The 25,629-nt window shown below is 66.2% G+C and carries 26 protein-coding genes and 1 tRNA gene; 15 read left to right on the top strand and 12 right to left on the bottom strand.

What is annotated here, in order from left to right:
• A complete protein-coding gene (locus RSW2DRAFT_RS00690) occupies window positions 1-855 on the bottom strand; it encodes a substrate-binding domain-containing protein (RefSeq protein ID WP_008027026.1) in 855 nt (284 codons plus the stop codon).
• Window positions 856-1,012: 157 nt separating this feature from the next.
• On the opposite strand from RSW2DRAFT_RS00690, the gene RSW2DRAFT_RS00685 reads away from it, so the two are divergent.
• The 3 genes from RSW2DRAFT_RS00685 to arsB are packed head-to-tail and all read left to right on the top strand — an operon-like array spanning window position 1,013 to window position 2,868.
• Window positions 1,013-1,387 (top strand): ArsR/SmtB family transcription factor, encoded by a 375-nt coding sequence (locus RSW2DRAFT_RS00685; protein WP_394295231.1) that lies wholly within the window; start codon window positions 1,013-1,015, stop codon window positions 1,385-1,387.
• Window positions 1,380-1,817 carry an arsenate reductase (glutaredoxin) gene (gene arsC, locus RSW2DRAFT_RS00680; protein WP_008027022.1) on the top strand — a complete coding sequence of 146 codons (438 nt, stop codon included), beginning with the start codon at window positions 1,380-1,382 and terminating at the stop codon, window positions 1,815-1,817. Before RSW2DRAFT_RS00685 ends, arsC begins: the two co-directional genes overlap by 8 nt.
• Window position 1,818: 1 nt before the next feature.
• Entirely contained in the window at window positions 1,819-2,868 is a 1,050-nt protein-coding gene (gene arsB / locus RSW2DRAFT_RS00675) for an ACR3 family arsenite efflux transporter (protein WP_008027021.1), read from the top strand.
• 18 nt (window positions 2,869-2,886) lie between these two features.
• On the opposite strand, the gene RSW2DRAFT_RS18170 is transcribed toward arsB, so the two are convergent.
• The 5 genes from RSW2DRAFT_RS18170 to RSW2DRAFT_RS00650 form a co-directional block, all read right to left on the bottom strand.
• Complete coding sequence (locus RSW2DRAFT_RS18170; RefSeq protein WP_008027018.1) at window positions 2,887-3,306, bottom strand: hypothetical protein; 420 nt, start codon at window positions 3,304-3,306, stop codon at window positions 2,887-2,889.
• A 415-nt stretch (window positions 3,307-3,721) separates the two neighbouring features.
• Window positions 3,722-3,798 (bottom strand) — tRNA-Pro (locus RSW2DRAFT_RS00665).
• Window positions 3,799-3,880: 82 nt separating this feature from the next.
• Entirely contained in the window at window positions 3,881-4,852 is a 972-nt protein-coding gene (locus RSW2DRAFT_RS00660; RefSeq protein ID WP_008027015.1) for a DMT family transporter, read from the bottom strand.
• 51 nt (window positions 4,853-4,903) lie between these two features.
• Entirely contained in the window at window positions 4,904-6,010 is a 1,107-nt protein-coding gene (gene leuB, locus RSW2DRAFT_RS00655) for a 3-isopropylmalate dehydrogenase (protein WP_008027013.1), read from the bottom strand.
• A gap of 60 nt (window positions 6,011-6,070) precedes the next feature.
• A complete protein-coding gene (locus RSW2DRAFT_RS00650) occupies window positions 6,071-6,967 on the bottom strand; it encodes a LysR family transcriptional regulator (RefSeq protein WP_040671400.1) in 897 nt (298 codons plus the stop codon).
• An 88-nt stretch (window positions 6,968-7,055) separates the two neighbouring features.
• On the opposite strand from RSW2DRAFT_RS00650, the gene RSW2DRAFT_RS00645 reads away from it, so the two are divergent.
• Window positions 7,056-7,937 carry an NAD-dependent epimerase/dehydratase family protein gene (locus tag RSW2DRAFT_RS00645; RefSeq protein WP_008027011.1) on the top strand — a complete coding sequence of 294 codons (882 nt, stop codon included), beginning with the start codon at window positions 7,056-7,058 and terminating at the stop codon, window positions 7,935-7,937.
• On the opposite strand, the gene RSW2DRAFT_RS00640 is transcribed toward RSW2DRAFT_RS00645, so the two are convergent.
• The 4 genes from RSW2DRAFT_RS00640 to leuC form a co-directional block, all read right to left on the bottom strand.
• Window positions 7,924-8,874 carry an endonuclease/exonuclease/phosphatase family protein gene (locus tag RSW2DRAFT_RS00640; protein WP_008027010.1) on the bottom strand — a complete coding sequence of 317 codons (951 nt, stop codon included), beginning with the start codon at window positions 8,872-8,874 and terminating at the stop codon, window positions 7,924-7,926. The two genes, RSW2DRAFT_RS00645 and RSW2DRAFT_RS00640, sit on opposite strands and share 14 nt — an antisense overlap.
• A gap of 101 nt (window positions 8,875-8,975) precedes the next feature.
• Window positions 8,976-9,842 carry a hypothetical protein gene (locus tag RSW2DRAFT_RS00635; protein WP_008027009.1) on the bottom strand — a complete coding sequence of 289 codons (867 nt, stop codon included), beginning with the start codon at window positions 9,840-9,842 and terminating at the stop codon, window positions 8,976-8,978.
• A gap of 235 nt (window positions 9,843-10,077) precedes the next feature.
• Complete coding sequence (gene leuD / locus RSW2DRAFT_RS00630; RefSeq protein ID WP_008027008.1) at window positions 10,078-10,683, bottom strand: 3-isopropylmalate dehydratase small subunit; 606 nt, start codon at window positions 10,681-10,683, stop codon at window positions 10,078-10,080.
• Window positions 10,684-10,695: 12 nt separating this feature from the next.
• Window positions 10,696-12,117 (bottom strand): 3-isopropylmalate dehydratase large subunit, encoded by a 1,422-nt coding sequence (leuC, locus tag RSW2DRAFT_RS00625; RefSeq protein ID WP_008027007.1) that lies wholly within the window; start codon window positions 12,115-12,117, stop codon window positions 10,696-10,698.
• Window positions 12,118-12,336: 219 nt separating this feature from the next.
• Between leuC and RSW2DRAFT_RS00620 the strand changes: the two genes are divergently transcribed.
• Window positions 12,337-12,954, top strand: a complete 618-nt coding sequence (locus tag RSW2DRAFT_RS00620; RefSeq protein ID WP_008027006.1) for an SOUL family heme-binding protein — start codon at window positions 12,337-12,339, stop codon at window positions 12,952-12,954.
• A 15-nt stretch (window positions 12,955-12,969) separates the two neighbouring features.
• On the opposite strand, the gene RSW2DRAFT_RS17695 is transcribed toward RSW2DRAFT_RS00620, so the two are convergent.
• Window positions 12,970-13,116 carry a hypothetical protein gene (locus RSW2DRAFT_RS17695; RefSeq protein WP_008027005.1) on the bottom strand — a complete coding sequence of 49 codons (147 nt, stop codon included), beginning with the start codon at window positions 13,114-13,116 and terminating at the stop codon, window positions 12,970-12,972.
• A 227-nt stretch (window positions 13,117-13,343) separates the two neighbouring features.
• On the opposite strand from RSW2DRAFT_RS17695, the gene rsfS reads away from it, so the two are divergent.
• The 6 genes from rsfS (at window position 13,344) to RSW2DRAFT_RS00590 (ending at window position 18,915) form a co-directional block, all read left to right on the top strand.
• Window positions 13,344-13,787: a ribosome silencing factor gene (rsfS, locus tag RSW2DRAFT_RS00615; RefSeq protein ID WP_008027004.1), complete on the top strand. Its 444-nt coding sequence runs from the start codon at window positions 13,344-13,346 to the stop codon at window positions 13,785-13,787.
• On the top strand, window positions 13,787-14,257 hold the full coding sequence (gene rlmH / locus RSW2DRAFT_RS00610; protein ID WP_008027002.1) for a 23S rRNA (pseudouridine(1915)-N(3))-methyltransferase RlmH: 471 nt from the start codon (window positions 13,787-13,789) through the stop codon (window positions 14,255-14,257). Before rsfS ends, rlmH begins: the two co-directional genes overlap by 1 nt.
• Before the next feature lie 119 nt (window positions 14,258-14,376).
• Window positions 14,377-15,894 carry a 2,3-bisphosphoglycerate-independent phosphoglycerate mutase gene (gpmI, locus tag RSW2DRAFT_RS00605; RefSeq protein WP_008026997.1) on the top strand — a complete coding sequence of 506 codons (1,518 nt, stop codon included), beginning with the start codon at window positions 14,377-14,379 and terminating at the stop codon, window positions 15,892-15,894.
• On the top strand, window positions 15,894-17,021 hold the full coding sequence (locus tag RSW2DRAFT_RS00600) for a murein hydrolase activator EnvC family protein (RefSeq protein WP_008026995.1): 1,128 nt from the start codon (window positions 15,894-15,896) through the stop codon (window positions 17,019-17,021). Before gpmI ends, RSW2DRAFT_RS00600 begins: the two co-directional genes overlap by 1 nt.
• Before the next feature lie 7 nt (window positions 17,022-17,028).
• Window positions 17,029-18,378 carry a S41 family peptidase gene (locus tag RSW2DRAFT_RS00595; protein ID WP_040671367.1) on the top strand — a complete coding sequence of 450 codons (1,350 nt, stop codon included), beginning with the start codon at window positions 17,029-17,031 and terminating at the stop codon, window positions 18,376-18,378.
• Between the two features lie 48 nt (window positions 18,379-18,426).
• Window positions 18,427-18,915: an RNA pyrophosphohydrolase gene (locus RSW2DRAFT_RS00590; protein WP_008026991.1), complete on the top strand. Its 489-nt coding sequence runs from the start codon at window positions 18,427-18,429 to the stop codon at window positions 18,913-18,915.
• A gap of 81 nt (window positions 18,916-18,996) precedes the next feature.
• Here RSW2DRAFT_RS00590 and RSW2DRAFT_RS17035 read toward each other — a convergent pair whose 3' ends face one another.
• Window positions 18,997-20,004, bottom strand: coding sequence for a Hint domain-containing protein (locus tag RSW2DRAFT_RS17035; RefSeq protein ID WP_008026989.1), 1,008 nt, complete (start codon window positions 20,002-20,004; stop codon window positions 18,997-18,999).
• A gap of 350 nt (window positions 20,005-20,354) precedes the next feature.
• Here RSW2DRAFT_RS17035 and dapE point away from each other — a divergent pair, with 350 nt between their 5' ends.
• The 4 genes from dapE (at window position 20,355) to RSW2DRAFT_RS00565 (ending at window position 25,592) form a co-directional block, all read left to right on the top strand.
• Window positions 20,355-21,500, top strand: coding sequence for a succinyl-diaminopimelate desuccinylase (gene dapE, locus RSW2DRAFT_RS00580; protein WP_008026987.1), 1,146 nt, complete (start codon window positions 20,355-20,357; stop codon window positions 21,498-21,500).
• On the top strand, window positions 21,497-21,919 hold the full coding sequence (locus RSW2DRAFT_RS00575) for a GNAT family N-acetyltransferase (protein WP_008026985.1): 423 nt from the start codon (window positions 21,497-21,499) through the stop codon (window positions 21,917-21,919). The genes dapE and RSW2DRAFT_RS00575 overlap by 4 nt, the downstream gene beginning before the upstream one ends.
• A gap of 113 nt (window positions 21,920-22,032) precedes the next feature.
• Complete coding sequence (gene rnr / locus RSW2DRAFT_RS00570; RefSeq protein ID WP_008026982.1) at window positions 22,033-24,282, top strand: ribonuclease R; 2,250 nt, start codon at window positions 22,033-22,035, stop codon at window positions 24,280-24,282.
• A gap of 56 nt (window positions 24,283-24,338) precedes the next feature.
• Window positions 24,339-25,592: a lytic murein transglycosylase gene (locus RSW2DRAFT_RS00565; protein WP_008026980.1), complete on the top strand. Its 1,254-nt coding sequence runs from the start codon at window positions 24,339-24,341 to the stop codon at window positions 25,590-25,592.
• Window positions 25,593-25,629: the final 37 nt, after the last annotated feature.

The raw sequence follows: 25,629 nt of genomic DNA, 5'->3' as shown, positions 1-25,629 counted from the left end.
CTACAACGCCGCCAGATCGCGCATCCGGGCGCGGATGCCGTCGAAAAGCGCAGGCTCTGCCGCGATCACCTTTTCCAGTTGCAGCATCTCCAGTGCGGCCTTGCCCGCGGCACTGGCATCCAGCCCCAGCAGGGCGCCCCGCAGCGCCTGCACCGGCGCCGTGTCGGCCCGGTCCTTGCGGGCCACGAAGGGCGGAAAGCCCAGAAGCTCGGATTGCGCGATCACCCGCGTGCGCAGCATCAGCTCGGGTTCGACCGTCGAAAGCGCCTCCCAGACATAGCCGTCAACACTGCCCGACCGGGTCAGCCCGCCCGCCACCGCCCGCACCACGTTGCGATGGCCATAGGCAAACAGCGTGCGGCCGAAAAAGTCGTCCACCCGCTCGCCCAGCCGCGCCAGATCGGAGGCGGTGACCAGCCAGCCCGAGTTGCTGTCGGGGTCGGAAAACGCATGTGCACCGCCGCGCAGATCGGCCAGGCTGGTTGCCGGATCGTCGATGCCGGTGATCAGATACGACCGATACAGCGGCGCGCCCTGCCAGACCGGCACGCCCAGCAGGCTGAGCGCATCTTCGTGCAGCAGATAGGGATAGCCGCAGAGCCAGGCCGCATCGACGCCGCCTTCCAGCAGCAGGCCCGTCACCTCCTGATAGGTGCGCCGCTGCACCAGTTCGACGCTGCGCCCGGTGCCGCTGCCGAAGGCGTCGCGCAGCCGGGCGATCACCTCGGCGTCATTGTCCAGAAACACCGGCGTCAGGCCAAGCCGCAACGGCTCGGCAGCGCGCAGCCGCATGGGCACTGCCACAGCCGCCCCAGCCAGGGCCATCATCCGCCGCCGGGAAACCTTTAGCTGCATGATCTCTCCCTCAGGCTGCAAGGTTAAGGCGCGCTGTTGCCGTTGCACAAGTGCCGTTGTTCGCCGGGCGCCGCGGCAGGCCTTTCCGGGCTGGCCGCTGTCGGGCGGCGGAACGGTCTTGTTTCCGCAGCGGCGGTCTGCTACCGAATATCTAAACATGACTGGAGATGTTGAGATGTTGAGCGAGCCACAGGCAATCCTGGCCTTTGCCGCCCTGTCGCAGGAACATCGGCTGCGAATCGTCCGCCTGCTGGTCGAAGCCGGGCCGCAGGGCATGCCCGCCGGGGCTTTGGGTGATACCCTCGGGGCCGGATCGTCGAAGATGTCGTTTCATCTGTCGCATCTTGAACAGGCCGGGCTGGTCCGATCGCGCCGCGACGGACGCCAGATCATCTACGCCATCGAGATTGCAACCCTGTCGGCGCTGATCGCCTTTCTGCTCAAGGACTGCTGCGGCGGGCGGCCGGAGTTCTGCCTGCCCGCATTGGCCACCGCCACCCGCTGTGCATCAAAGGAGCAAGCCGATGCCTGATTTTCCGGTCCGCATCTATCACAATCCCGCCTGCGGCACCTCGCGCAATGTGCTTGGCCTGATCCGCAACGCCGGGGTAGAACCGGAGATCATCGAATACCTGAGCGCACCGCCGACACGGGCAGAACTGCTTGATCTGGCCGCACGGATGGCGATGCCGCTGCGCGACCTGCTGCGGGTAAACGGCACGCCCTATGCGGAGCTGGGGCTTGCCGATCCGTCGCTGACACAGGAACAGCTCCTGGATGCGATGATGGCGCACCCGATCCTGATCAACCGCCCGATCGTCGTGACACCCCTGGGGGTCCGGCTGTGCCGCCCCTCGGAAACGGTGATCGAGCTTCTGCCAGCGCAGCGCGGCGCCTTCACCAAGGAAGACGGCCAGCCGGTCGTGAACGCCGATGGTTGGCCCAGCGGAACCGGAGCCTGAGATGCAGCGCCTGTCCTTCCTCGACCGCTGGCTGACGCTGTGGATCTTTGCCGCGATGGCCATCGGCGTGCTGCTGGGCACCTTCATCCCGGCCCTTCCTGGGGCGCTGGACCGGCTGTCGATCGGCTCGACCAACCTGCCGATCGCGGCGGGGCTGATCCTGATGATGTATCCGCCACTGGCGAAGGTGCGCTACGAGGATTTGCCGAAGGTGTTTCAGGATCGCCGGATTCTGGCGCTGTCGCTGGTGCAGAACTGGATCATCGGGCCGGTGCTGATGTTCGCGCTGGCGGTGCTGTTCCTGTCGGACAGCCCGGAATACATGACCGGGCTGATCCTGATCGGGCTGGCGCGCTGCATCGCCATGGTGCTGGTCTGGAACGGGCTGGCCTGCGGCGACAACCAATATGGCGCGGCACTGGTGGCGTTCAATTCGGTGTTCCAGATCCTGTTCTTTTCGACCTACGCCTGGGTGTTCCTGACGGTGCTGCCGCCGCTGTTCGGGCTGGAGGGCCAGATCATCGACGTGGGCTTCTGGACCATCACCCAGGCGGTGCTGATCTACCTGGGCATTCCCTTTGCCGCCGGATACCTCAGCCGCCGCATCCTGGTCGCGCGCCGCGGCGAGGCCTGGTATCAGAGCCGTTTCCTGCCGCGGATCGGGCCGATCACGCTGGTGGCGCTGCTGTTCACCATCATGGCGATGTTCGCGATGAAGGGCGGCGAGGTGGTGCGCCTGCCGGTCGATGCCCTGCGCATCGCCGTGCCGCTGACACTGTATTTCATCATCCAGTTCGGCATCGGCTTTGTCATGGGGCGGCTGATCAAGGCCGATTATCCCCGGACCACGGCGGTGGCGTTCACCGCGGCGGGCAACAATTTCGAGCTGGCCATCGCGGTGGCCATCGCCACCTTCGGGCTGGCCTCGCCGGTGGCCTTTGCCACGGTGATCGGCCCGCTGGTCGAGGTGCCGGTGCTGATCGGTCTGGTATCGGTGGCGCTGTGGCTGGGTCGGCGCTGGTTTCCGGCCACGGCACCGGGCAAGGCCTGAGCCGAGCCCCGGCGGCGCTCAGGTGGTAAGGCAGGCACCGGCCCGGGCGCAGGTCGCGGTTTCCAGTTGCAGCGTGACATGGGCGGTGACGGCAATCAGCCCCGAGACGGCAATGGCCACCGCTGGGTCCAGCCATTGCCAGCCGGTGAGCATGATCCCCGCGGCGGCCAGCACATTGCCGACGCCTTCGCGCTTGCCCGCCAGCAGGGCGCGGGTGCGCTCGGGCGAAAAGAAGCAGCGCACTACCCCCATGCCGAACACCATTGGCGTCAAAAGCTGCATCATCTTGGGTGTGTCGTAGAAAAAGAACGCCTGGGCTTCGCCGGTCTGGCTGTGCCGGGCCACCGGCAGCAGCGAGACCATCCGCTCCGTCGCCGGGATCAACTGGCGATAGACTAACCACCAAACGCCAACGAAGGCAGCAACGCCAACGACCATAACCAGCCCGGCGCCTCCTGTGCCTGCAGGCTCATGCCGCGTTCCTTTGCACCTTGGGGGCTGCCGCCATCACCGCCGCGACCACTGTGCGCAGGTCTGGCGACAGATCGGGGTTAAGCCGGTAGCGCACTTATTGCACATCGCGCCTATCCACGATCAGCCCGGCCTGCGTCCTTGCCCTGACTGCGCTTCCGGACACGGGATGAGGCGTCGGCGGTAGAACGGTTAGCCGGTTCCCAAAGTGCAATGCTCGAATCGGGTCATCAGATGGCGGTGGAGGAGCCATCTGTCTCCCGGCGCCACGCGAACCATCTGGTGGGGATCGCTATCTGATCCGCTTCTCTTGTCCGGGAGAGTGATCCGGGTGAGAAAGCCTCGCGCCGGTCACTCATTGATATATCGGGATTATTTACATTGGTCGGAGCGAGAGGATTCGAACCTCCGACCCCCTGCTCCCGAAGCAGGTGCGCTACCAGACTGCGCTACGCTCCGACCGTGGCGTGGGGGTTAAACCGTCGTGGCGGCATTTGCAAGGGGGCAAGACACGGATTTGCACCCGGCGTTTGCACCCCGGTCAATCGTCGGCTTCTTGCCGTTCGATCCGCCGCAGCATCAGGCTGATGCGGGGCAGGATGCCGGTCTCGGGGCGGCTTTTCGATTGCAGCACCGGATGGTTCAACGACACGTTGCCGCGGTCCTCGCGCAGCACGATGTAAAGGCCCGAAGCAATGATCACCGCGGCACCCGCCAGCGTGTAGGCATCGGGATTTTCGTTGAAAATCAGCGCACCGAACACCGCGGCCCAGACCATCTGCGAATATTGCATCGGCGCCACGATCACCGCCTCGGCGCTGCGATAGGCGTCGATGATCAACAGCATGGCGACGAACCCGAAGGCGGCAATCACCCCCAGCATGCCGATATGTGCCACCGGCATCGGCCGATAGACAAACGGCAGTGCCGCCCCCAGCACCACGAAATTCGCCATCATCGGATAGAGCAGCAGCACCACCGCGCGTTCGTCCTTGCCGATCTTGCGCACGATCACCGAGGCCAGCGACGAGGCCACCGCCGCCGTCAGCGCCGCCGCATGGCCCAGCGTCAGCGGTGCCGCCCCGGGGCGCAGCACGATCATCACCCCCGCCAGCCCGACCACCACCGCCAGCCCGCGCCGGATGCCGACCTTCTCGCCCAGCACCGGAATGGCCAGCAGGGTGATCAGCAAGGGCGCCGCAAACAGGATCGCATAGGTCTGCGCCAGTGGCAGTTTGGAAAACGCATAGAACGCCGTGACGCCGGTGACCACGGTGCAGACCGTGCGCACAGCGGTCCACCACGGATGCACCGGGCGCAGGTGGCCATCGCTGCGGTCGTTCATCAGCATGAAGGTGACCAGCGGAAAGCTGAACAGCACGCTGAAAAAGATGATCTGGACCGCCGAATAGGTGCCGCCCAGAAACTTCACCACCACATCATGCGTGGCGAACACTGCAAACGCGGTCAGCGCCATCAGCGCGCCGCGCAGGTTCGATTTCGCATGGCGCATGGCGATGCCTTTCGCGGCCGAAAGGGGGCGGGCGGCCCCCCCCCTGATAGCTTACAGGCTGGCGTCCAGTGCCGCCAGAATGGCATCGCCCATGCCCGAGGTGCTGACCGGCACGCCGCCTTCCGGGCCCATCAGATCGGCGGTGCGCAGCCCATCGGCCAGCACCTTTTCCACCGCCTGTTCCACCCGCGCCGCCTCAACTCCCAGATCGAAGGAATAACGCAGCGCCATGGCAAACGACAGGATACAGGCGATCGGGTTGGCCTTGCCTTGCCCGGCAATGTCGGGGGCAGAGCCATGCACCGGCTCATACAGCGCCTTGGGCCGACCATTGGCCATCGGCGCGCCCAGGCTGGCCGAGGGCAACATGCCAAGCGAGCCGGTCAGCATCGCCGCACAATCCGACAGCACGTCGCCGAACAGGTTGTCGGTCACGATCACGTCGAACTGCTTGGGCGCGCGCACCAGTTGCATGGCACCATTGTCGGCATACATGTGCGAAAGCTGGATGTCGGGATATTCCTTGTCGTGCACCTCTTGCACCACCTGCCGCCACAGCACGCCCGATTCCATCACATTGGCCTTCTCCATCGAGCAGACCTTGCCATTGCGCTTGCGCGCCAGTTCGAAGGCCGAGCGCGCCACCCGGGCAATCTCGGACTCGGTATAGCGCTGGGTGTTGATGCCGACCCGTTCATTGCCTTCGGTGAAAATCCCGCGCGGTTCGCCGAAATACACCCCCGAGGTCAGCTCGCGCACGATCATGATATCCAGCCCGGCGACGATATCACGCTTCAGGCTGGAGAAATCGGCCAGCGCGTCAAAGCATTGCGCCGGGCGCAAGTTGGCATAAAGGTCCATCTCCTTGCGCAGCCGCAACAGGCCGCGCTCGGGTTTGACGCTGAAATCCAGCACGTCGTATTTCGGCCCGCCCACAGCGCCCAGCAGCACCGCATCGGCGGCCTGCGCCCGGGCCATGGTTTCGTCGGTCAGCGGCGTGCCGGATTTGTCATAGGCCGCCCCGCCCACCAGATCGTCGCTGACGTCAAAGGCGATGCCGCGCTTGGCCTCGAACCAGCGGATCAGCTTTTTCACTTCGGCCATGACTTCGGGGCCGATGCCGTCACCGGCAAGGATAAGAAGGGACGGATTGGCCATCTGGGCGCTCCTGCGGCTGTTTTCGGGTTGCCGTTCGCCTAGCCGCTTGGGGGGGCAGGGTCAAGCGGCGGGCAGGTTTTCCAAGGCATTTGTCAGGAAATCCCACACCCGCCGCAGCCTTGGTGCGCTGCGCAGCGCCGGGGCAGCGGCCAGCCACAAGGGCAGGGCGGGCAACGTCACGATGCCGTCAAGCGGTTCCACCAGCGGATCGGCGTCACCGATGTTGCGCTGCATGCCGCCAATGCCGCCGCCCGCCCGCACCAGGTTCCAATACACCAGTTGGTCATCGCAGCGCAGACCGAAAAAATCGCGGGTCACCGGCACGCCCAGCCCGGCCATCATCCGCAAGATCATGTCAGACCGGTCGTAGCCCACAAAATCCAGCGCCAGCAGTTCGGCACGGTTTTGCGGTCGCCCCCGCCGGTCCAGATAGCTGCGCGCGGCATAGACCGCCATCGGCAGGTCGGCCAGGTGCCGGGTGATGATGTCGGCTTGCGTCGGCCGATACATCCGCAGCGCGATGTCGGCCTCGCGGAACAGCAGGTTTTCCGAGGTGTCCGAGGGCACGAGGTCGATCTGGATCCCCGGTTCCGCCTGCCGCAGCGCCGAAAGGATCGGCGGCAGGATGTGGTGCGACATGATCCGGCTGGCCGTGATACGCACCGACCCCGCCAGCCGGTCGGATTTCGCCGCTGCGGTCAGCGCCAGCCTTGCGGCGGCGGCGCGCATCTCCTGCGCCGCAGGCAACAGCGCCTGCCCGGCCTCGGTCAACGCCAGGCCACGCGGTTGGCGGGTGAACAAGGCCACCTCCAGCGCGGTTTCCACCTGCCTGATGTGCCGCCCCAGACTGGGCTGGCTTTGGCCCAGGGCGCGGGCGGCGGCGGAAAGCGAGCCGGTCTCGGCCACGGCCAGAAACGACCGGATCAGCGACCAATCGAGGGGGGCAAGGGTATCCATGCAGAAATGCATATCACACCGCCGGATTTCCGCAATTTTTCATGCGCGGGTGAATGTCTATCTTCGGGGCAGGCAGATGGAGGCGACAATGACAGGGAAAGTTCTGGTTCTGGGGGCATCGGGCGGCTTTGGTGGCGCTGCGGCCAAGGCCTTTGCCGAGGCGGGCTGGCAGGTCAGTCGCTTCACCCGCGGCACCGACATGGTGGCGGCGGCGCGGGGGATGGACCTGATCGTGAACGGGCTGAACCCGCCCGGCTATCACGATTGGGCCAACCTGATTCCGCAGATCACCGGGCAGGTGCTGGCGGCGGCCAAAGCCTCGGGGGCCACCGTTTTGGTGCCGGGGAATGTGTATGTTTACGGGCGCGAGCCGAGCCCCTGGGGGCCGGACACGCCGCACCGCCCGGTCAGCCGCAAGGGGGTGATAAGGGCGACGATGGAGGCGCAGTATCGGGAGGCGTCGGCGCAGGGCACACGGGTGATCCTGCTGCGCGGCGGCGATTTCATGCAGCCGGATGCGCCCAGTTCGGTGCTGTCGCGGGTGGTGCTGAAGGGCGTGGCCAAGGGCCGGATTGTCAGCCTCGGCGACCCCGCCGCCCGCCGCGCCCATGCTTACCTGCCCGACATGGCCCGGGCGGCGGTGGCGCTGGCCGACATCCGCGACACCCTGCCCGCCTTTGCCGATGTGCCCTTCGCCGGGCATTGCTTCAGCACCAATGATCTGGCGACGGAGGTGGCACGTCAGACCGGCAAGCCGGAAAAGGTGGGGCGTTTTGCCTGGTGGCAGTTGCGGCTGCTGGCGCCGTTTTGGGAACTGGCGCGGGAGCTTCTGGAAATGCGCTATCTCTACGACCTGCCGCACAGCCTGTCGCCCGCCGAACTCGACCGCCTGCTGCCGGGGTTTGCGGTGACGCCCTTGCAGCAAGTCGTGGCGCTGCACCTGGCGGCCGCCGGGGTCAGGGCAGGTTGATCTCCACCCAGACCGGCCGATGCCGCGAGGCGGCGGCAAGGGTTGCCGCCAGCGGGTCAGACTCCGGCGGCCACAAAACGCCCGAACCCGTCACCGTCAGGTCAACCGAGGGCAGGATGTAATCGACCCGCAACCCGCCCGGCCCGGCATCGGCGGTGTAATCAGCAGTGTCCAGCGCGGCATCGCCCTGCTGCCCCGGATCAACCCGCCCCGAAGTGCCGCGCGGACCGGGGTCTTGCAGCGCCGGATGTGCCAATAGCCCGGCAATCCCGGCAGTCAGCCCGTCGCCATCCACCGGGTCCAGATTGGCATCGCCCAGCAGGATGAACGGCGTCGCAGGGGCGGGGAACGGCAACGCGCCGTCAATCAGCCGCGCCCAGAACGCCGCCTCGTCATGGTTGCGCCGCCCGTTGCGATCTTCCGGCCCGTCGAAGATCGGCGGCGTGGCATACCAGACCAGCAGCGCCAGGTTCCTGCCATCGGGCAGGGTGACCGGCACTTCCCAATGGCCAGTGGTGGACAGCCGCTGAATCTCTGCCCCCGGGAACGGGTCGGGCAGCAAGGCCCCCGGCAGATCGCGCCAAAGGAAGCCGGAAAAATCCCGCGCCGAAGCCGTATCAATCGGCAGGCGCGACAGCACGGCCATCCCGGCCTCGCCGGCAAAGCGCCCGTAACCCTGGGCGTCGCGGGCATCGCCCGGAAAGCCGTTGCCATCCAGATCAAGGCCCGTTGCCCTGCCGGTATTGGGGCGCAGGGCAAAGCGGTAGGGATAGGGCGCACCCGCCTGCGCCAGCAGATCGGCAAAGGCCGAAAGCGCCACCAGATCAAGGTCATAGTCCACCGCCGTCAGCACCAGCACATCGGCGTCAAGGGCGGTCACCACCTGCACCGCGGCGGCGATCTGCGGATCATCGCCCTTCAGGATGTCGCGCAGCAACAGCCCCGGCCCGTCGCGCGAGAGGTCGGCATTATAGGTGGCAATCCGCAGGGTTTCCGCCGAAGCCGCACCACACAGCCCGAAGACCAGCGCCGCCGCGATCAGGCTGCGATATAGCCCGAGTTTTCCAGCAGCCCGTTCGCCCGCCGCTTTTCGCGCACCATGTCGGCGATCTTGCTCATCGCGATACCGCGCATGAACAGACTGGCGGGAAGAAAGGCCCATGCGGTCATCGTCCAGATCAGGGTTTGCGGCGAAGTCAGGGTCAGCGGCTCGAACCCGGCCGAGGAAATCTTTACCACGGCGGGGATCAGGAAGGGCAGCAAAAATCCAAGCGCAATATTGACGCGGGCATCGCGGTCCAGCCGGTGCACCACATCGCCGCCGACCGACGGATCAAACGTCGGCAGGTTGACCCAGATGTTGAAGGCGGCGTTGCGGGTGGGCCAGCGGCCAATCTTGATCATCACCACGAACACCGACAGCCCGACCAGCGAGATCAGATAGGCCATGCCCGCCGCCGTGCGCACCGCCGCCACCTGATGATCCAAGGCCCCGCTGGCCATCATCAGCGTCGCCAGCCGCACCGGGCTGTAGGGGAAATCCATCGCCTGACCGATCACCGTGCCCAGCGCCTGCACAAAGGTGCCCATGGTGCTGGGGTCGGTGGCGTTTTGCGCGATCACCGTCAGGCAGAACACCGTGAAAAAGCCGATCAGAAACCGCACCCGGTTCAGCGGCGCGGCATCGCGGAACTCGATCAGGCCGGGATAGGTGGCATTGTATTCAACAAAGGTCAGCAGGCCTGCGAACAACGCCACCAGCGCCACCATCTGCTTGCCATCCGCGCCGATGCCGGGCAGCAGCACCGAGGGCGTGGCAATCAGCACCATCACCAGAAACGCGCGAAACAGCGCACCTGCTGCACGAGAAACCACTGCCTTGCCTTCCTCGACCCGGACGGACATGGTGCTTTGCCATGGCCTTTTTCCGCTGAATTCCCGCACATTGTGGCGGACTGCCTCATTCTTGCCCAATTTGTGCCTTCTTTCACTCTGTCCCGCAACATCCCTTTCAATTGACTTAAGAATTGTGACCGTTTCACGCAGAATGTGTCGCCGGATTGCATCAAATTAAGGGTGAAAAAAGGCCGCCATGCGTGATCTGCGCAAGGCGGCCCAAGATGTTGTGGTTAAAGAGGATTCAGACCCAAGGCCGCAATGTGGCGGCCTTTTTCTCGAAACTGTCGATGGCAGACGCCTTTTCCAGCGTCAGGCCGATGTCGTCCAGCCCGTTCAGCAGGCAATGCTTGCGGTGGCTATCCACCTCGAACGGAAAGCTTTGGCCATCCGAGGTGGTGACGGTCTGGCTTTCCAGATCAATGGTGACGCGGGCGTTGGCACCCTTTTTCGCGTCGTCCATCAGGATCGCCACCTGATCGGCGGGCAGCACGATCGGCAGGATGCCGTTCTTGAAGCAGTTGTTGTAGAAGATGTCGGCATAGCTGGTCGAGATCACGGCGCGGATGCCGAAATCCAGCAGCGCCCAGGGCGCGTGCTCGCGGCTGGAGCCACAGCCGAAATTGTCGCCCGCCACCAGAATTTCCGCCTTGCGATAGGCAGGCTGGTTCAGCACGAAGCCGGGGATTTCGGCACCGTCTTGCGTATAGCGCATCTCGTCGAACAGGTTCTTGCCAAGGCCGGTGCGGGCGATGGTTTTCAGGAACTGCTTGGGGATGATCATGTCGGTGTCGATGTTGACCAGCGGCATGGGCGCCGCGATGCCGGTCAGTTTGGTGAATTTGTCCATCTTTCCGGTTCCTTATGCGTGTTCGGGCATCATCTGGCGAATGTCGGTCAGGTGACCGGTGATCGCCGCCGCCGCCGCCATGGCGGGGGACAAGAGGTGGGTGCGGCCGCCGCGGCCCTGACGGCCTTCGAAGTTGCGGTTGGAAGTCGCAGCGCAACGCTCGCCGGGGCTAAGCTGGTCGGGGTTCATGGCGAGACACATCGAACACCCGGCCAGACGCCATTCGAAGCCTGCATCGAGGAAGATCTGCGCCAGCCCTTCCTCCTCGGCCTGCGCCCGCACCAGACCCGAGCCAGGCACCACCATCGCCCGCATCCCAGCCTTGATCTTCTTGCCCTTCAGCACCGCGGCGGCGGCGCGCAGGTCTTCGATCCGGCCATTGGTGCAAGAGCCGATGAACACCGTATCAATGGCGATATCGGTCAGCTTCTGCCCCGGGGTCAGGCCCATGTAATCCAGACTGCGCTGCACCGCCTCGGCCTTGCCGGGCTCGAACTGCGACGGCGAGGGCACCACGCCGGTGATCGGCAGCACGTCTTCCGGGCTGGTGCCCCAGGTGACGACCGGGGCGATATCTTCGGCCTTCAGCGTCAGCACCTTGTCGAAATGCGCGCCCTCGTCGGTGTAAAGCGTCTTCCAGTAGGCCACCGCGGCTTCCCACTGCGCGCCTTTCGGCGCATGCGGGCGGCCCAGGCAATAGGCAAAGGTCTTCTCGTCGGGCGCGATGATCCCGGCGCGCGCCCCGCCTTCGATGGCCATGTTGCAGACGGTCATGCGGCCTTCCATGGAAAGCTCGCGGATCGCCTGACCGCAGTATTCGATGACATAGCCGGTGCCGCCCGCGGTGCCAGTGGCGCCGATCACCGACAGGGTGATGTCCTTGGCGGTAACGCCGGGGCGCAGGGAGCCGGTGATTTCCACCTTCATATTCTTCGATTTCTTCTGGATCAGCGTCTGCGTCGCCAGAACGTGCTCGACCTCCGACGTGCCGATGCCATGCGCCAGCGCGCCAAAGGCGCCATGCGTCGCGGTATGGCTGTCACCACAGACCACGGTCATGCCGGGCAGGGTCCAGCCCTGTTCCGGGCCGACGATATGCACGATGCCTTGGCGCACATCCGACACCGGGTAGTAGTTCACCCCGAAATCGCGGGCGTTCTTGTCCAGCGCCTCGACCTGAATCCGCGAATCCTCGGTCATGGTGGCGGCATTGGCGCGATCGAGCGTGGTGGGCACGTTGTGGTCGGGCACGGCGATGGTCTTTTCGGGCGCGCGCACCTTGCGGCCAGTCATCCGCAGCCCTTCAAAGGCTTGCGGGCTGGTGACTTCATGCACCAGATGGCGGTCGATATACAGCAGACAGGTGCCATCGGCGGCCTGATCGGCGACGTGGTCATCCCAGATCTTGTCATAGAGCGTGCGGGGAGCGGGCATGGCGCTGCTTTCATTTGGGGAAACAGGGAAAGGGGCAGACAGGCAAAGGCTGGCCGTCAGGCGCGGGCCAATATCGAGCGGGTCGCGCCGTAAAAGCGCCAGGGCAGGCGCTTGCGGTCGTCCATGGCGAAAATGCGTGTCATGGCCTTGGGAAATACGCGGGAACGGCTGGTAAATCAAGCGGCGCACCCCACATAAAGCCCTACAAAGGGGGCCAGGATGCGCGGGATCATTGCAGGCGTGCTGATGCTGGGGGCGGCCACAGCGGCGGAGGCGGAAATGCACAAGGGCTACGAGACGCCGGGTTACACGGTGGAACGCGCCGATGGCGCGGTGGAGTTGCGCCACTATGGCAGCCATATCGCGGCGCAGGTGGTGGTGTCGGGCAACCGCTCGGCGGCGATCGGCACCGGTTTCCGGGTGCTGGCGGGCTATATCTTCGGCAAGAACGCCAGCAAGGCCAAGGTCGCCATGACGGTGCCGGTGGCGCAAGCGCCCAGCGAAACCATCGCCATGACAACGCCGGTCACACAGACCGGCACCGATGGCGCATGGGTGGTGCAGTTCATGATGCCCGCCGCCTATACGCTGGACACGCTGCCCAAACCCTTGGACCCGTCGATCCGTTTCGTGACAGTGCCGGGGTCGCGGCAGGCGGTGTTGCAGTTTTCCGGCCTGCCGCAAACCGCGGCGCTGGCACAGAAGGAACGGGAATTGCGAGCCTGGGCCAAGGCAAACGGCGTCACGCTGGACGCAGGACCCTTCTACTACTTCTACGACTCGCCGATGACCCTGCCGTGGAATCGCCGCAACGAGGTGGCGTTTCTGCTGAAGTAATTCGGGCTGAAGTGATCAGAACCCGGCGAACTTGCCGCGGGCAATCTCGGCCTCGCGGCGTTCAAGGTCGTAAAGGCTGACGGATTGGTTCAGGTAGGCCAGTTCGGCATCTTCGCGAGTCACGAACAGCGGGAACAGGCGGCGGAACAGGGCTTTGGTCATCTTGTCTCTCCAATTCACCTCCCTCGGTAAATATGCTGCGCCGCAGCAATGTTCGCTAGGGCCGATGGCGACATGCCGTCATGCGCTTGACGCATGGCTCACCGCGGATGCGCATATCACCCCCCTTGCGCCGGGCCGCTGTGACGGGTAAGCGCTCCATTCCCCCCGTCATTGAGATTTCGGCCTTGCGATGCTAGGTTGGGGGCAAGCCCGGCGCCGGGGCATGGATGGCGCGTTTTCTGGAGGACGATGTCCTGACTCATTCTGATCCCGCGACCGGCCTGCCGGTCGGACCGCGTGCGGCGCGCGCTGCCGTTGCCGATGCCACCAGCGAAGACCTTCTGGCCCATGTTCTGGCCTCGCTCGACGACGACAAGGCCGAAGAGGTGGTGCAGATCGACCTGCGCGGCCGTTCCGACATGGCCGATTACATGGTGATCTGCTCGGGCCGGTCGTCGCGGCAGGTGGCGGCGATCTCGGAAAAGCTGGTGGACCGGCTGAAGGCCGACCTGGGGCGGCTGTGCAAGATCGAAGGCAAGGAAACCGGCGACTGGGTGCTGATCGACGCGGGCGATGTGATCGTCCACGTGTTCCGCCCGGAAGTGCGCGAGTTCTATCAGCTTGAAAAGATGTGGCGTCCCGGCGGCCACATGGGCGTGCGCGAGGACTGATGCGGCTGCATTTGTGCGCCGTGGGGCGGCTGCGATCCGGCCCCGAGCGTGACTTGCTGGACGATTACGCGACACGGTTCGACCGCACCGGCCGGGCGCTGAGCCTTGGGCCATTGGTGCAGCACGAGGTCGAGGACAAGCGCGGCGGCGGCATGGGCGCCGAGGCCGAGTTGCTGGCCCGCGCGGTGCCTGCGGGAGCTTTGCTGGCGGTGCTGGACGAACGCGGGGCGGTGCTGTCCTCGCCCGAGCTTGCACAACTGCTGGCGGGCTGGCGCGATGGCGGGCGGCAGGATGTGGCCTTCGTGATCGGCGGGGCGGATGGCATAGCGCCGGAACTGCGGGGGCGGGCGGATTTCGCGCTGAGTTTCGGGCGGATGGTCTGGCCGCATATGCTGGTGCGGGTGATGCTGGCCGAACAGCTTTACCGCGCGGCCTCGATTTTGGCAGGAAGCCCGTATCACCGGGTGTGACCCAAAATCCTTCGAAGGATTTTGCAAAACTTTTCGAAAAGTTTTGCCGCCAGTCTGCAATGGTTGCCCCTGCACCCGGTCCGGCGTAAAACCACGGCATCGCAGTGAAAGGCCCCCAGATGAGCGTTCCCAAACCCGTTGTGCTGTGCATCCTTGATGGCTGGGGGCTGCGCGAGGACCGCGCCAACAACGCCCCCGCGCTGGCCAACACCCCGAATTTCGACGCGCTGATGGCCACTTGCCCGCACAACACGCTGGTAACGCATGGCCGCGACGTCGGGTTGCCGACCGGGCAGATGGGCAACTCCGAGGTCGGCCACACCAATATCGGCGCGGGCCGGGTGGTGGCGATGGACCTGGGCGCGATTGATCTGGCGATCGAGGATGGGTCGTTTGCGCTGAATCCGGCGCTGCTGGCCTTTGTGGCAAGGCTGAAGGCGACCGGCGGCACCGCGCATCTGATGGGCGTGGTGTCCGATGGCGGGGTGCATGGGCATATCCTGCATCTGTTGGCCGCGGTGCGGGCGGTGGCCGGTGCCGGGGTGCCGGTGGTGGTGCATGCCATCACCGATGGCCGCGATGTGCCGCCGGATTCTGCCGCGCGGTTCATGGCGGAACTGGTGGCGGGCCTGCCTGCGGGGGCAAGCATCGGCACGGTGATCGGGCGCTACTGGGCGATGGACCGCGACAACCGCTGGGACCGGGTGGCGCGGGCTTTCGCCGCCATGCTGCACGGGCAGGGTGAGGCTGCGGTGGATGCGGTGGCCGCGGTGACCGCCAGCTATGCCAAGAACGAGTTCGACGAATTCATCGCGCCCACGGTGATCGGCGCCTATACCGGCGCCCGCGATGGCGACGGCCTGTTCTGCCTGAACTTCCGCGCCGACCGGGCGCGCGAGATTCTGGCGGCCTTGGGCGACCCGGCCTTCACCGGCTTTGAAACCGGCATCCGGCCAAAATGGGCGGCGATGCTGGGGATGGTCGATTATTCCAAGGCGCATGACGCCTACATGACCAGCGCCTTCCCCAAACAGGTGCTGCACAACACGCTGGGCGAATGGGTGGCCAGCCATGGTCGTAGCCAGTTCCGGCTGGCGGAAACCGAGAAATACCCGCATGTCACGTTTTTCCTGAACGGCGGCAAAGAGATACCGGAAACCGGCGAGGACCGCTACATGGCGAAATCGCCCAAGGTGGCCACTTACGATCTGCAACCCGAGATGTCGGAACCCGAGGTGGCCGAGCATCTGGTGGGCGCCATCGAACAGGGCTACGACCTGATCGTGGTCAACTTTGCCAACCCCGACATGGTCGGCCATACCGGCAATCTGGCGGCGGCGATGGCGGCCTGCGAGGCGGTGGACGAAGGGCTGGGCAAGGCTGTGGCCGCCTTGCGCAAGGCCGGTGGGGCGATGATCGTCACCGCCGACCACGGCAATTGCGAAACCATGGTCGATCCGGTCACCGGCGGGCCGCATACCGCGCATACCACCAATCCGGTGCCGGTGATCCTGTTCGGCGGGCCTGTGGGGGCCAAGCTGCGGCATGGCCGGCTGGCTGACCTCGCGCCGACGCTGCTGCAACTGATGGGCCTGCCGCAACCGCCTGAAATGACCGGCGAAAGCCTGATCGTCTGATGCGGGTCGGCTGCGGCCTTGCCCTGTCGCTGTGGCTGGCGCTGGGCCTTGCTGCCTCGGCGCAGACGGTTGCCGAACAGGCGGGCAAGGCGGCTGCCGATCTGCAAACGGCGGTGGCGGCACTGGACGACGCTCGCGGTGCGCGCGATCAGGTGTCGGCGCTGACCCAGACCATTCAGGCCTATGAACGCGGCTTGTCGGCGCTGCGCGAGGGGTTGCGGCAGGCCAGCATCCGCGAGGCGGCACTGGCGCTGCAATTCGACGCCAAACGCGACCGGGTGGCGCAACTGGTGGGCGTTCTCAGCCGGATCGAGGCCGATCCCGGCCCCTTGCTGCTGTTGCACCCGACCGGGCCGCTGGGCACCGTGCGGTCGGGCATGATGCTGGCCGATGTCACCCCGGCACTGCAGGCCGAGGCCGAGGCGTTGCGCGTCCAGTTGCAGGAGTTGCGCGACCTGCGCGGCCTGCAGGTGGCAGCGGGCGACACCCTGGCCGATGGCCTGCGCGCGGTGCAAGAGGCGCGGTCGGCGCTCAGCCAGGCAATCTCGGACCGCACCGACCTGCCCAAACGCTTCACCGAAGACCCCGAGGCGCTGAAACGCCTGCTGCAAAGCGCCGACACGCTGGAAGCCTTTGCCGGGGGTCTGGCGCTGAACGCCGCCGAAATCGAAGGCATGACCGATTTTACCGCCGCCAAGGGCAGCCTGCCGCTGCCGGTGCTGGGCACGCTGCTGCGCCGGGCCAACGAGGCTGACGCCGCCGGGGTGCGCCGCCCCGGTATCCTTTTGGCCACAAGGCCCCGCGCGCTGGTTACCGCCCCATGGCCTGCGACCATCCGCTATCGCGGCCCGCTGCTCGACTACGGAAATGTGATCATCCTTGAACCCGGCGGCGGCTATCTTCTGGTGCTTGCCGGGCTGGAAACCGTGTATGGCGAGGTGGGAGAAGTGGTCAATGCCGGTGCCCCGCTGGGCCTGATGGGCGGCGCGGTGTCGGGTGTGGCCGAGTTTATGGTGTCGGTGCAGGACGGCGGTGGTTCACAGGGCACCGAAACGCTTTATATGGAACTGAGACAGGGGGCCAAGCCGGTCGATCCGGCGGAATGGTTCGCCACTACAGGAGAATAGCTGAGCTATGAGGAAATTCGTGATGGCCGCTCTGGGCGGCACCGTGGCCGGGGCACTGTTGACCACGCAGGTGGCCGGGCCGCTGATCGCACAGGAAGCCACGCGCAGCGCCTCGGTCTATGAACAGCTTGACCTGTTCGGCGACATCTTCGAGCGGATTCGCGCCCAATATGTCGAGGAAGTGCAGACCGACAAGCTGATCGAGGCGGCGATCAACGGCATGCTGACCTCGCTGGACCCCCATTCCAGCTATATGGCGCCGAAGGATTTCGACGACATGCAGGTGCAGACCCGCGGCGAGTTCGGCGGGCTGGGCATCGAGGTGACGCAGGAAGAGGGCTTCATCAAGGTGGTCTCGCCGATCGACGATACCCCGGCGGCAGCGGCGGGCATCCAGTCGGGCGACTTTATCACCCATGTGAACGGCGAATCGGTGCTGGGCCTGACGCTGGATGCTGCCGTTGACAAGATGCGCGGCGAGGTCGGGTCAGAGATCATCATCACCGTGGTGCGCAAAGATGTGGCCGACCCGTTCGACGTGTCGATCATCCGCGACGTCATCAAGCTGACGGCGGCGAAATCGCGGGTGGTCGGCAATACCGTGGTGGTGCGCCTGACCACCTTCAACGACCAGACCTATCCGGGCCTGGTGGAAGGCATCGAGAAATCGGTCAAGGAATTGGGCGGCATCGACAAGGTCGATGGCTTCGTGCTGGACCTGCGCAACAACCCTGGCGGGTTGCTGACCCAGGCCATCAAGGTGTCGGATGCCTTCCTGGAAACCGGCGAGATCGTCTCGACCCGCGGCCGCAACCCCGCCGATGGCGAGCGCTTCAACGCCACACCGGGCGATCTGACCGGCGGCAAGCCGATGGTGGTGCTGATCAACGGCGGTTCAGCCTCGGCATCGGAGATCGTGACCGGCGCCTTGCAGGACCACCGCCGCGCCATCGTGGTCGGCACCAAGAGCTTCGGCAAAGGCTCGGTGCAGACGGTGATCCCGTTGCGTGGCGAAGGCGCGATGCGGCTGACCACGGCGCGGTATTACACGCCCTCGGGCCGCTCGATCCAGGCGCTTGGCGTGTCGCCCGACATCATCGTCAACCAGCCGGTGCCGCCGCCGGTGGCCGAAGGCACAGAAGCCGACACCCCGACCTCGGCGGCGAACCGTGGCCGGTCGGAAGCCGATCTGCGCGGCATCATCAGCAACGATTCGATGACCGAGGATGAAAAGCGGCTGCTGGAAGAAGAGCGCGCCCGCGCCGAAGAGGCCGCGAAACTGCGCGACGAGGATTATCAACTGGCCTATGCGGTGGATATCCTGAAGGGCCTGAACGCCATCGCCGCCAAGCCCTGAGGCGAAAGGGGGCCGGGAAACCGGCTCCCCATTCCAAGCGGATAGACCATGACCCAAAACCCCGATCCCGCAAGCCTGCCCTACCGCCCCTGCGTCGGCATCATGCTGCTGAACCCGCAGGGGCTGATCTTCGCCGGGCAGCGTCTGGACGCGCAGCAACCGGCCTGGCAGATGCCGCAGGGCGGTATTGATGCGGACGAAAAACCCCGCGCCGCAGCGCTGCGCGAACTGTGGGAGGAAACCGGCATCACCGCCGATCTGGTTGAAATCCTGGCCAAATCGCCCGATTGGCTGAGCTATGATCTGCCGCCCGAGCTGCTGGGCCGGGTCTGGGGCGGCAAATACCGCGGCCAGCGCCAACGCTGGTTCCTGATGCGCTTTCTGGGCCGTGACGACCAGATCAACATCGCCACCGAACACCCCGAGTTCGACCGCTGGCAATGGACCGAAGCCGACGCCATGCTGGCCTCGATCGTGCCCTTCAAACGCGCGGTCTATGACCAGGTGATCACGACGTTCCGCGACCATCTGGCCTGACGCCGGTCGTGGCGGCAATCGGGTTCAAACCGCTGCAGACCTGACCCGGCATCGCCGCCAGCACCGTTCGCGCCAAGGCGATCAGGCCGCGCGCCGACCGTTGCCGCGCCCCAGCAATGCCAGCAGAGGCACCGCTTCATAACTGTGCAGAAGGCGGCGCAGCAGCGGCGGGCGGCTGGCCAGCGGGCCGTTGTGATGGCTGGCCAGCAGGCAGCCGTCGCTTTGCAACAGGTCCGGGCTGCCGAGATCAATCGACACACAAGAGGTCACGGCGCGGCGGTCATCGAACAGCGCCGACCAGCCGTCGGTCAGGTGTCGCGCCTCGGCCAGCACCTCGTCCTCGGCAAACAGGTATTCGACCTCCGGCCCCGACAGCGCGATCAACTGATCGGCCGAGACCAGCAGATCGGTGCGGTCGGCAAAATACGGGCCGCGCAGCAGCACCGGCGCAAAGAAGCCGCGGCTGGGCAGGTCCATCTTGCGCACCGATTGCACGGCGCGCGCCCCGCCATCGGCGGTCAGCACCACATCGCCGGGTTTCAGCGTGCCAGCCGGGCAGTAGCCCATCGCCGTCGCCACCGGCGTGCGCAGCCCGATCCAGGGCGCGCGTTCCGGCGGGTTTTCGCCGCGGGTGGCACCAAACCACAACAGCGCCGGGTGCCGCTGGGTGATGCCAATGCCGCCGCACAGCGCCAGCAGGTCGGCCAGCGGCAAGGGCAGCGGATTGACCCCGCAGGAATCGACGAACACGCCGCTTTCCGGCAATTCGTAGCGCAGGCCCCAGGTTCGCGCCGGGGCGTCCCAGCGCAGGATCAGCCGGGCAATGCCGATGTCGCGCGGCAGCGGTCCCGGCAGGGTATGGCGCACCAGCCGCTCGCCCTGCCGGTGCAGGATGCCGATGCCCATCTTCGGGTCGTGGAACACCGACAGCGCCCGCGGCTCGGCGCCGGTCAGGCGGTAATCCAGCAACACGCAGGGCACTTCCAGCGGCAGCGCCAGTTCCATCACCAGCGCACCCTGCATCAGCAGCGCCGGAGTGTCCGGCTCCAGCGGCTCGGCGCGGTCGGAAAGGGCGATCCAGTCGGCCATCGGTTCAGGCCGCCGCCGCAGCCTGATGCCTTGCACCAGATGGATGTGAAAGCCCGGCGCCTGCCGCCATCATTGCCTCTGTTTTCAAAGGCACGCCAAACGCCGCAGGACAGGCCGCTTTGGCGGCTCTGGCGATGCGATGACTGCTCTGGGGTGCGTTGACCCCGCGTTTACCCTGCCTCGGGACGTGTTATTGCCCAATCATAGGCCACAGGTGCGGGATTTGTCATCGGGGTATTTGCCATGGCGCAAAGCGGTGTCGCCCCGGCCACACCCACCGGGTGGCGCCGTTGCGCGGGGGAGCGGACGCGGCTATGTCTGGGCCGCCATCTGCCAGCAAGGAGCCTGCCATGCCCGCCATCGACCCGGTCGCCCTGACCGCCGATCTGATCCGCTGTCCGTCGGTCACGCCGGCAGAAGGTGGCGCGCTGGGGGTGTTGCAGGCGGTTCTGCAAGGCGCGGGGTTTGACTGCACGCGGGTGGACCGTGGCGGTATCGCCAATCTTTACGCTCGCTGGGGCCGCAAGGGCGCGAACAAGGCGTTCGGCTTCAACGGCCATACCGATGTGGTGCCGGTGGGCGATGCCGCCGCCTGGACGCAAGACCCGTTCGGCGCCGCGGTGGTCGATGGCTGGATGTATGGCCGCGGTGCCACCGACATGAAATCCGGTGTCGCCGCCTTTGTCGCGGCGGCGGTGGATTTCGTCACCGACACGCCCCCCGATGGCGCGGTGATCCTGGCGATCACCGGCGACGAGGAGGGCGAAAGCGTCGATGGCACCCGCGCCCTGCTGGACTGGATGGCCGCGAATGGCGAGGCGATGAGCCATTGTCTGGTGGGCGAGCCGACCTGCCCCGAGGTGATGGGCGAGATGATGAAGATCGGTCGCCGTGGTTCCTTGACCGCATATTTCACCGCCCGCGGCGTGCAGGGCCATTCGGCCTATCCGCACCGCGCGAAAAACCCGGTGACGGCGATGGTGGCCTTGATGGCGCAGCTGGAGGCGCAGCCGCTGGATGCGGGGACCGCGCATTTTGATGCCTCGACGCTGGCGATCACCACCATCGACACCGGCAATCCGGCGACCAATGTGATTCCGGCGGTCTGCCGCGGCACGGTGAACATCCGCTTCAACGACGCCCATTCGGGGGCCAGCCTGTCGGACTGGCTGCGGGCCGAGGCAGCGGCGGTTCAGGCGCAGACCGGGGTGGAGATCGCTGTTGCGGTCAGCATTTCCGGCGAAAGCTTCCTGACGCCGCCGGGGGAGTTTTCGGCGCTGGTGGCGGCCTCGGTGCAGGCGGAGACCGGGCGGCTGCCGGTGGCTTCGACCTCGGGCGGCACTTCGGATGCGCGGTTCGTCAAGGACCACTGCCCGGTGGTGGAATTCGGGTTGGTGGGCAAGACCATGCATCAGGTCGATGAACGGGTGGAGGTGGCGCAGATTTTGGCGCTGAAGGCGATCTATGGCCGGATCTTGCGGGATTATTTCGCATGAGTCTGGTGATTGCCGTCACCGACGATATCGCCACCTGCCGCGCCCTGCGCCGGGTGGTGTTCATCGAGGAGCAGGGGGTTTCCGAGGCCGACGAGGTGGACGATCTGGACGGGCAGGCGGTGCATCTGCTGGCATGGCTGGAGGGCCGTCCGGTCGGCTCGGCCCGGCTGCTGGTGCAGGGCGCGGTGGGCAAGATCGGCCGGGTCTGCGTGCTGGCCGATCAGCGTGGCACCGGGCTGGGGGCGGCGCTGATGCGGGCGGCGGTGCAGGAGTTTGGCGCCATGCCGGGGGTGGCGAAGGTCAAGCTGGGGGCGCAGACCCATGCGCTGGGATTCTATGAAAAGCTGGGCTTTGTGGCGCAGGGGCCGGTGTTCGACGACGCCGGTATCCCGCACCGCGAGATGGTTCTGCTGCTGTAGCGCGCGCTCATCGGTCCCTTGCGGTCCCTCTTCGCTGCAATAACAGCGATGACGCCCGTGCGGGCGGAAGAGCGGGTGTTTGAAGAAGCGGGCGCCGCGTGTTAGGCAGGGGCATGGACCAGATACCCGGCAAACAGCAGATCCTGCAGTGGATCAACGACAACCCGACGCTTGTCGCCAAGCGCGACATCGCGCGGGCCTTTGGCATCAAGGGCAGTGCGGCGCGCATCGAGTTGAAGCGCCTGCTGCGCGAGATGGAGGCCGAAGGTGCCTTGACCAAGCGCGCCCGCAGTTACCGCGATGCCGAGGCGCTGCCGCCGGTCTGCATCCTGCAGGTGCTGGCGCCGGATGCGCAGGGCGATCTGTGGGCGCGGCCTTTGGAATGGACAGGCACTGGCCCCGAACCGCTGGTGCTGCTGATCCCCAACAAATCCGACCCGGCATTGGGCGAGGGCGACCGGATTCTGGCGCGGCTGACCGATGTGGAGGGCGAGGGCCACAGCCACGAAGGGCGGCTGATCCGCAAGATCGGCTCGAACCCGTTGCGGCTGCTGGGGGTTTTCCGGGCCGGGTCTGAAGGTGGGCGCATCGTGCCGATCGACAAGGGCAGCGACAAGGAATGGCGCGTTTCCCGCGACATGGCCGGCGGTGCCAAGGATGGCGAGCTGGTCGAGGCGGAACAGGTCGGCCCCAAGCGGCTTGGCCTGCCGCAGGCGCGGATTCTGGCGCGGCTGGGCGACCCCTCCGGCCCCCGTGCCGTCAGCCTGATCGCCATCCACCAGCACGGCATCCCCGACCAGTTCCCCGATGCGGTGATTGCCGAAGCCGATGCCGCCGACCCGAAGGTGGCCCTTGGCGAGCGTGAGGATCTGCGCGGCATCAACCTGATCACCATCGACCCGGTGGACGCCCGCGACCGCGATGATGCGGTCTATGCCGAGGCCGATACCGACCCGGCAAACCCCGGCGGCCATATCGTCTGGGTGGCGATTGCCGATGTGGCGCATTACGTCCGCCCCGGCTCGGCGCTGGATGTCGAGGCCCGCAAGCGCGGCAACTCCAGCTATTTCCCCGACCGGGTGGTGCCGATGCTGCCCGATATCCTGTCGGGCGACCTGTGCAGCTTGCACGAACATGTCGATCGCGCCTGCATGGCGGTGCGGATGAAGCTGGATGCCCATGGCGCCAAGCTGAGCCACCGGTTTGTGCGCGGGCTGATGCGCTCGGCAGGCTCGCTGGACTATGCGCAGGTGCAGGACGCCATCGAGGGGCGGCAGACCGCCAAAACCGCGCCGTTGCTGGAGCCGGTGCTGAAGCCGCTCTATGCCGCCTACGAGGCCTGCAAGCAGGCGCGGGCGGTGCGGCAACCGCTGGACCTTGATCTGCCCGAACGCAAGATCGTGCTGGGCGAGGATGGCCGCGTGGCCTCGGTCGCCTATGCGCCGCGCTATGACGCGCATCGGCTGATCGAGGAGTTCATGATTCTGGCCAACGTCTCGGCCGCCGAAGAACTGGTGCGGTTGCGCCGGCCGCTGCTGTTCCGGGTGCATGAAGAACCCAGCCCCGAAAAGCTGGAGGCGCTGCGCGATGTGGCCGAGGCCTCGGGCTTCACGCTGGCCAAGGGGCAGGTGCTGAAGACCAGCCACCTGAACCGGCTGCTGGCGCAGGCCCAGGGCACCGAGTTTGACGAGTTGATGAACATCACCACGCTGCGCTCGATGACCCAAGCCTATTACAACCCGCAGAATTTCGGGCATTTCGGGCTGGCCTTGCGGAACTACGCGCATTTCACCTCGCCGATCCGGCGTTATTCCGACCTGATCGTGCATCGGGCGCTGATATTGGCGCATGGCTGGGGCGATGACGGGTTGTCCAAGCAGGATATCGACACCTTGGCCGAAACCGCCAAGCTGATTTCCGACACCGAGCGGCGCAGCATGATGGCCGAACGCGACACCACCGACCGATATCTGGCGGCCTATCTGTCGGATCGCGTGGGGGCGGAGTTCACCGGGCGAATCTCGGGCGTGCAGCGCTTCGGTTTGTTCGTGAAGCTGGATGAGACCGGGGCGGACGGGCTGATCCCGATCCGCTCGGTCGGGCGCGAGTTCTTCCACTATGACGCCGACAGCCAGACCCTGCGCGGCGCCGATACCGGCATGACGCTGGGCCTTGGCCAGCGGGTGACGGTGCGGCTGGCCGAGGCGGTGCCGATGACCGGCGGGCTGATGCTGGAACTGCTGACGCTGGAAGAACGCGCCCTGCCGGTGGGGCAGGCCCCGCGGGGCCGCTATGCGCCGCGCAAGCCCGGGCAGGCGGCGGCGCGCGAGGCCAAGCGGCGGGTCAGCCGCAAGCGCAAATGACCGGGCGGCGGGATGGTGGAGATGCGGGAGCCTCCGGCGGGGATATTTGAGAACAGATGAAACGGGGTGCGGTCGGGGCGATGCGGGCAGGAGCGGTGGTGCTGGGGGTGGTGTTGGCGTTTTTTGCCGCGCCTTTGGCACAGGCGCAGGAGGGTAAGGGAGGGGTGGAATTGGCTGAAACTGCAGGAACCGACGCGGGGTTGCAGGCCTGGATTGCCGGGTTCCGGCCAAGGGCGCTGGCGATGGGGATCTCCGAGGCCACATTCGATCAGGCGTTCCGTGGTGTTGCGTTCAACGCGCAGGTGATCGACCGTGACCGGCATCAGGCCGAGTTCACCAAGACGATCTGGGCCTATCTGGACATCGCCACCTCGGACGACCGGGTGAACGCGGGCCGCAAGGCGTTGCAGGCGCATGGCCCGTTGTTGCAGCGGATCGAGGACACTTACGGCGTGGACAAGCACATCCTGCTGGCGGTCTGGGGGCTGGAGACCAGCTATGGCGCGGTGCGCGGCAACTACGGGCTGATCGAGGCTCTGGCCTCGCTGGCCTATGACGGGCGGCGGCGCAGTTTCTTCGAGACCGAGTTGCTGGCGGCGCTGAAGATCGTGCAAAGCGGCGATGCCCGGCTGGAGGAGATGATCTGCAGTTGGGCGGGGGCGACCGGGCACACCCAGTTCATGCCCTCGTCCTATCTGGCCCATGCCGTTGATTTCAACGGCGATGGCAGGCGTGACATCTGGGGCGACGATCCGGCGGATGCGCTGGCCTCGACCGCCGCCTATCTGCGGCACTTCGGCTGGCAGGCGGGGCAGCACTGGGGGCTGGAGGTCAACCTGCCCGCCGGGTTTGACTATGAACTGACCGGCAGTTTCGTGAAAAAGCCGGTGGCCGAGTGGCGGGCGCTGGGGGTGCGACCGGCGGCGGGCGGCGACCTGCCCGAGGACGGCGCGGGATCGGTGCTGCTGCCAGCGGGTGCGCGCGGCGCGGCGTTTCTGGTGTTTCACAACTTCACCGCCATCGAGGCCTATAACCCGGCCGATGCCTATGTGATCGGCGTGGGGCATCTGGCCGACCGCATCGCCGGTGGGCCGCCGATCCAGGCTGCGTGGCCGCGCGAGGACCGCTTGCTGACCCCCGACGAGCGGCTGGAGTTGCAGGCGCTGCTGGCCCGCGCCGGGTTCTATGCCGACGCGGTGGATGGCCGGATCGGGCCGAACACCGTGGCCGGGGTCAAGGCGTTCCAGCGCGCCAACGGGTTGGTGCCGGATGGTTATGCCAGTCTGGATATCCTGACCCGGCTGCGCTGAACGGCAAGGTGGCTGTCTGCCTGACCGCTGGCCAAAC

The organism is Rhodobacter ferrooxidans (assembly GCF_000176015.1).
GTDB lineage: Bacteria > Pseudomonadota > Alphaproteobacteria > Rhodobacterales > Rhodobacteraceae > Pseudorhodobacter_B > Pseudorhodobacter_B ferrooxidans.
This window is presented reverse-complemented; position numbering and strand designations above follow the sequence as displayed.

Coding starts and splice junctions, on each gene's coding strand:
- RSW2DRAFT_RS00635 (WP_008027009.1), bottom strand. CDS start 9,842: ATGTCCGTCCGGGTCGAGGAAGGCAAGGCAGTGGTTTCTCGTGCAGCA.
- leuB (WP_008027013.1), bottom strand. CDS start 6,010: ATGGCCAATCCGTCCCTTCTTATCCTTGCCGGTGACGGCATCGGCCCC.
- arsC (WP_008027022.1), top strand. CDS start 1,380: ATGCCTGATTTTCCGGTCCGCATCTATCACAATCCCGCCTGCGGCACC.
- RSW2DRAFT_RS00650 (WP_040671400.1), bottom strand. CDS start 6,967: ATGGATACCCTTGCCCCCCTCGATTGGTCGCTGATCCGGTCGTTTCTG.
- RSW2DRAFT_RS00565 (WP_008026980.1), top strand. CDS start 24,339: ATGAAACGGGGTGCGGTCGGGGCGATGCGGGCAGGAGCGGTGGTGCTG.
- RSW2DRAFT_RS17695 (WP_008027005.1), bottom strand. CDS start 13,116: ATGACCAAAGCCCTGTTCCGCCGCCTGTTCCCGCTGTTCGTGACTCGC.
- dapE (WP_008026987.1), top strand. CDS start 20,355: ATGCCCGCCATCGACCCGGTCGCCCTGACCGCCGATCTGATCCGCTGT.
- RSW2DRAFT_RS00660 (WP_008027015.1), bottom strand. CDS start 4,852: ATGCGCCATGCGAAATCGAACCTGCGCGGCGCGCTGATGGCGCTGACC.
- RSW2DRAFT_RS17035 (WP_008026989.1), bottom strand. CDS start 20,004: ATGGCCGACTGGATCGCCCTTTCCGACCGCGCCGAGCCGCTGGAGCCG.
- RSW2DRAFT_RS00645 (WP_008027011.1), top strand. CDS start 7,056: ATGACAGGGAAAGTTCTGGTTCTGGGGGCATCGGGCGGCTTTGGTGGC.
- RSW2DRAFT_RS00685 (WP_394295231.1), top strand. CDS start 1,013: ATGACTGGAGATGTTGAGATGTTGAGCGAGCCACAGGCAATCCTGGCC.
- rnr (WP_008026982.1), top strand. CDS start 22,033: ATGGACCAGATACCCGGCAAACAGCAGATCCTGCAGTGGATCAACGAC.
- rsfS (WP_008027004.1), top strand. CDS start 13,344: ATGGCGCGTTTTCTGGAGGACGATGTCCTGACTCATTCTGATCCCGCG.
- rlmH (WP_008027002.1), top strand. CDS start 13,787: ATGCGGCTGCATTTGTGCGCCGTGGGGCGGCTGCGATCCGGCCCCGAG.
- leuC (WP_008027007.1), bottom strand. CDS start 12,117: ATGCCCGCTCCCCGCACGCTCTATGACAAGATCTGGGATGACCACGTC.
- RSW2DRAFT_RS00595 (WP_040671367.1), top strand. CDS start 17,029: ATGAGGAAATTCGTGATGGCCGCTCTGGGCGGCACCGTGGCCGGGGCA.
- RSW2DRAFT_RS00590 (WP_008026991.1), top strand. CDS start 18,427: ATGACCCAAAACCCCGATCCCGCAAGCCTGCCCTACCGCCCCTGCGTC.
- RSW2DRAFT_RS00575 (WP_008026985.1), top strand. CDS start 21,497: ATGAGTCTGGTGATTGCCGTCACCGACGATATCGCCACCTGCCGCGCC.
- RSW2DRAFT_RS00620 (WP_008027006.1), top strand. CDS start 12,337: ATGCGCGGGATCATTGCAGGCGTGCTGATGCTGGGGGCGGCCACAGCG.
- leuD (WP_008027008.1), bottom strand. CDS start 10,683: ATGGACAAATTCACCAAACTGACCGGCATCGCGGCGCCCATGCCGCTG.
- RSW2DRAFT_RS18170 (WP_008027018.1), bottom strand. CDS start 3,306: ATGGTCGTTGGCGTTGCTGCCTTCGTTGGCGTTTGGTGGTTAGTCTAT.
- RSW2DRAFT_RS00690 (WP_008027026.1), bottom strand. CDS start 855: ATGCAGCTAAAGGTTTCCCGGCGGCGGATGATGGCCCTGGCTGGGGCG.
- arsB (WP_008027021.1), top strand. CDS start 1,819: ATGCAGCGCCTGTCCTTCCTCGACCGCTGGCTGACGCTGTGGATCTTT.
- RSW2DRAFT_RS00600 (WP_008026995.1), top strand. CDS start 15,894: ATGCGGGTCGGCTGCGGCCTTGCCCTGTCGCTGTGGCTGGCGCTGGGC.
- gpmI (WP_008026997.1), top strand. CDS start 14,377: ATGAGCGTTCCCAAACCCGTTGTGCTGTGCATCCTTGATGGCTGGGGG.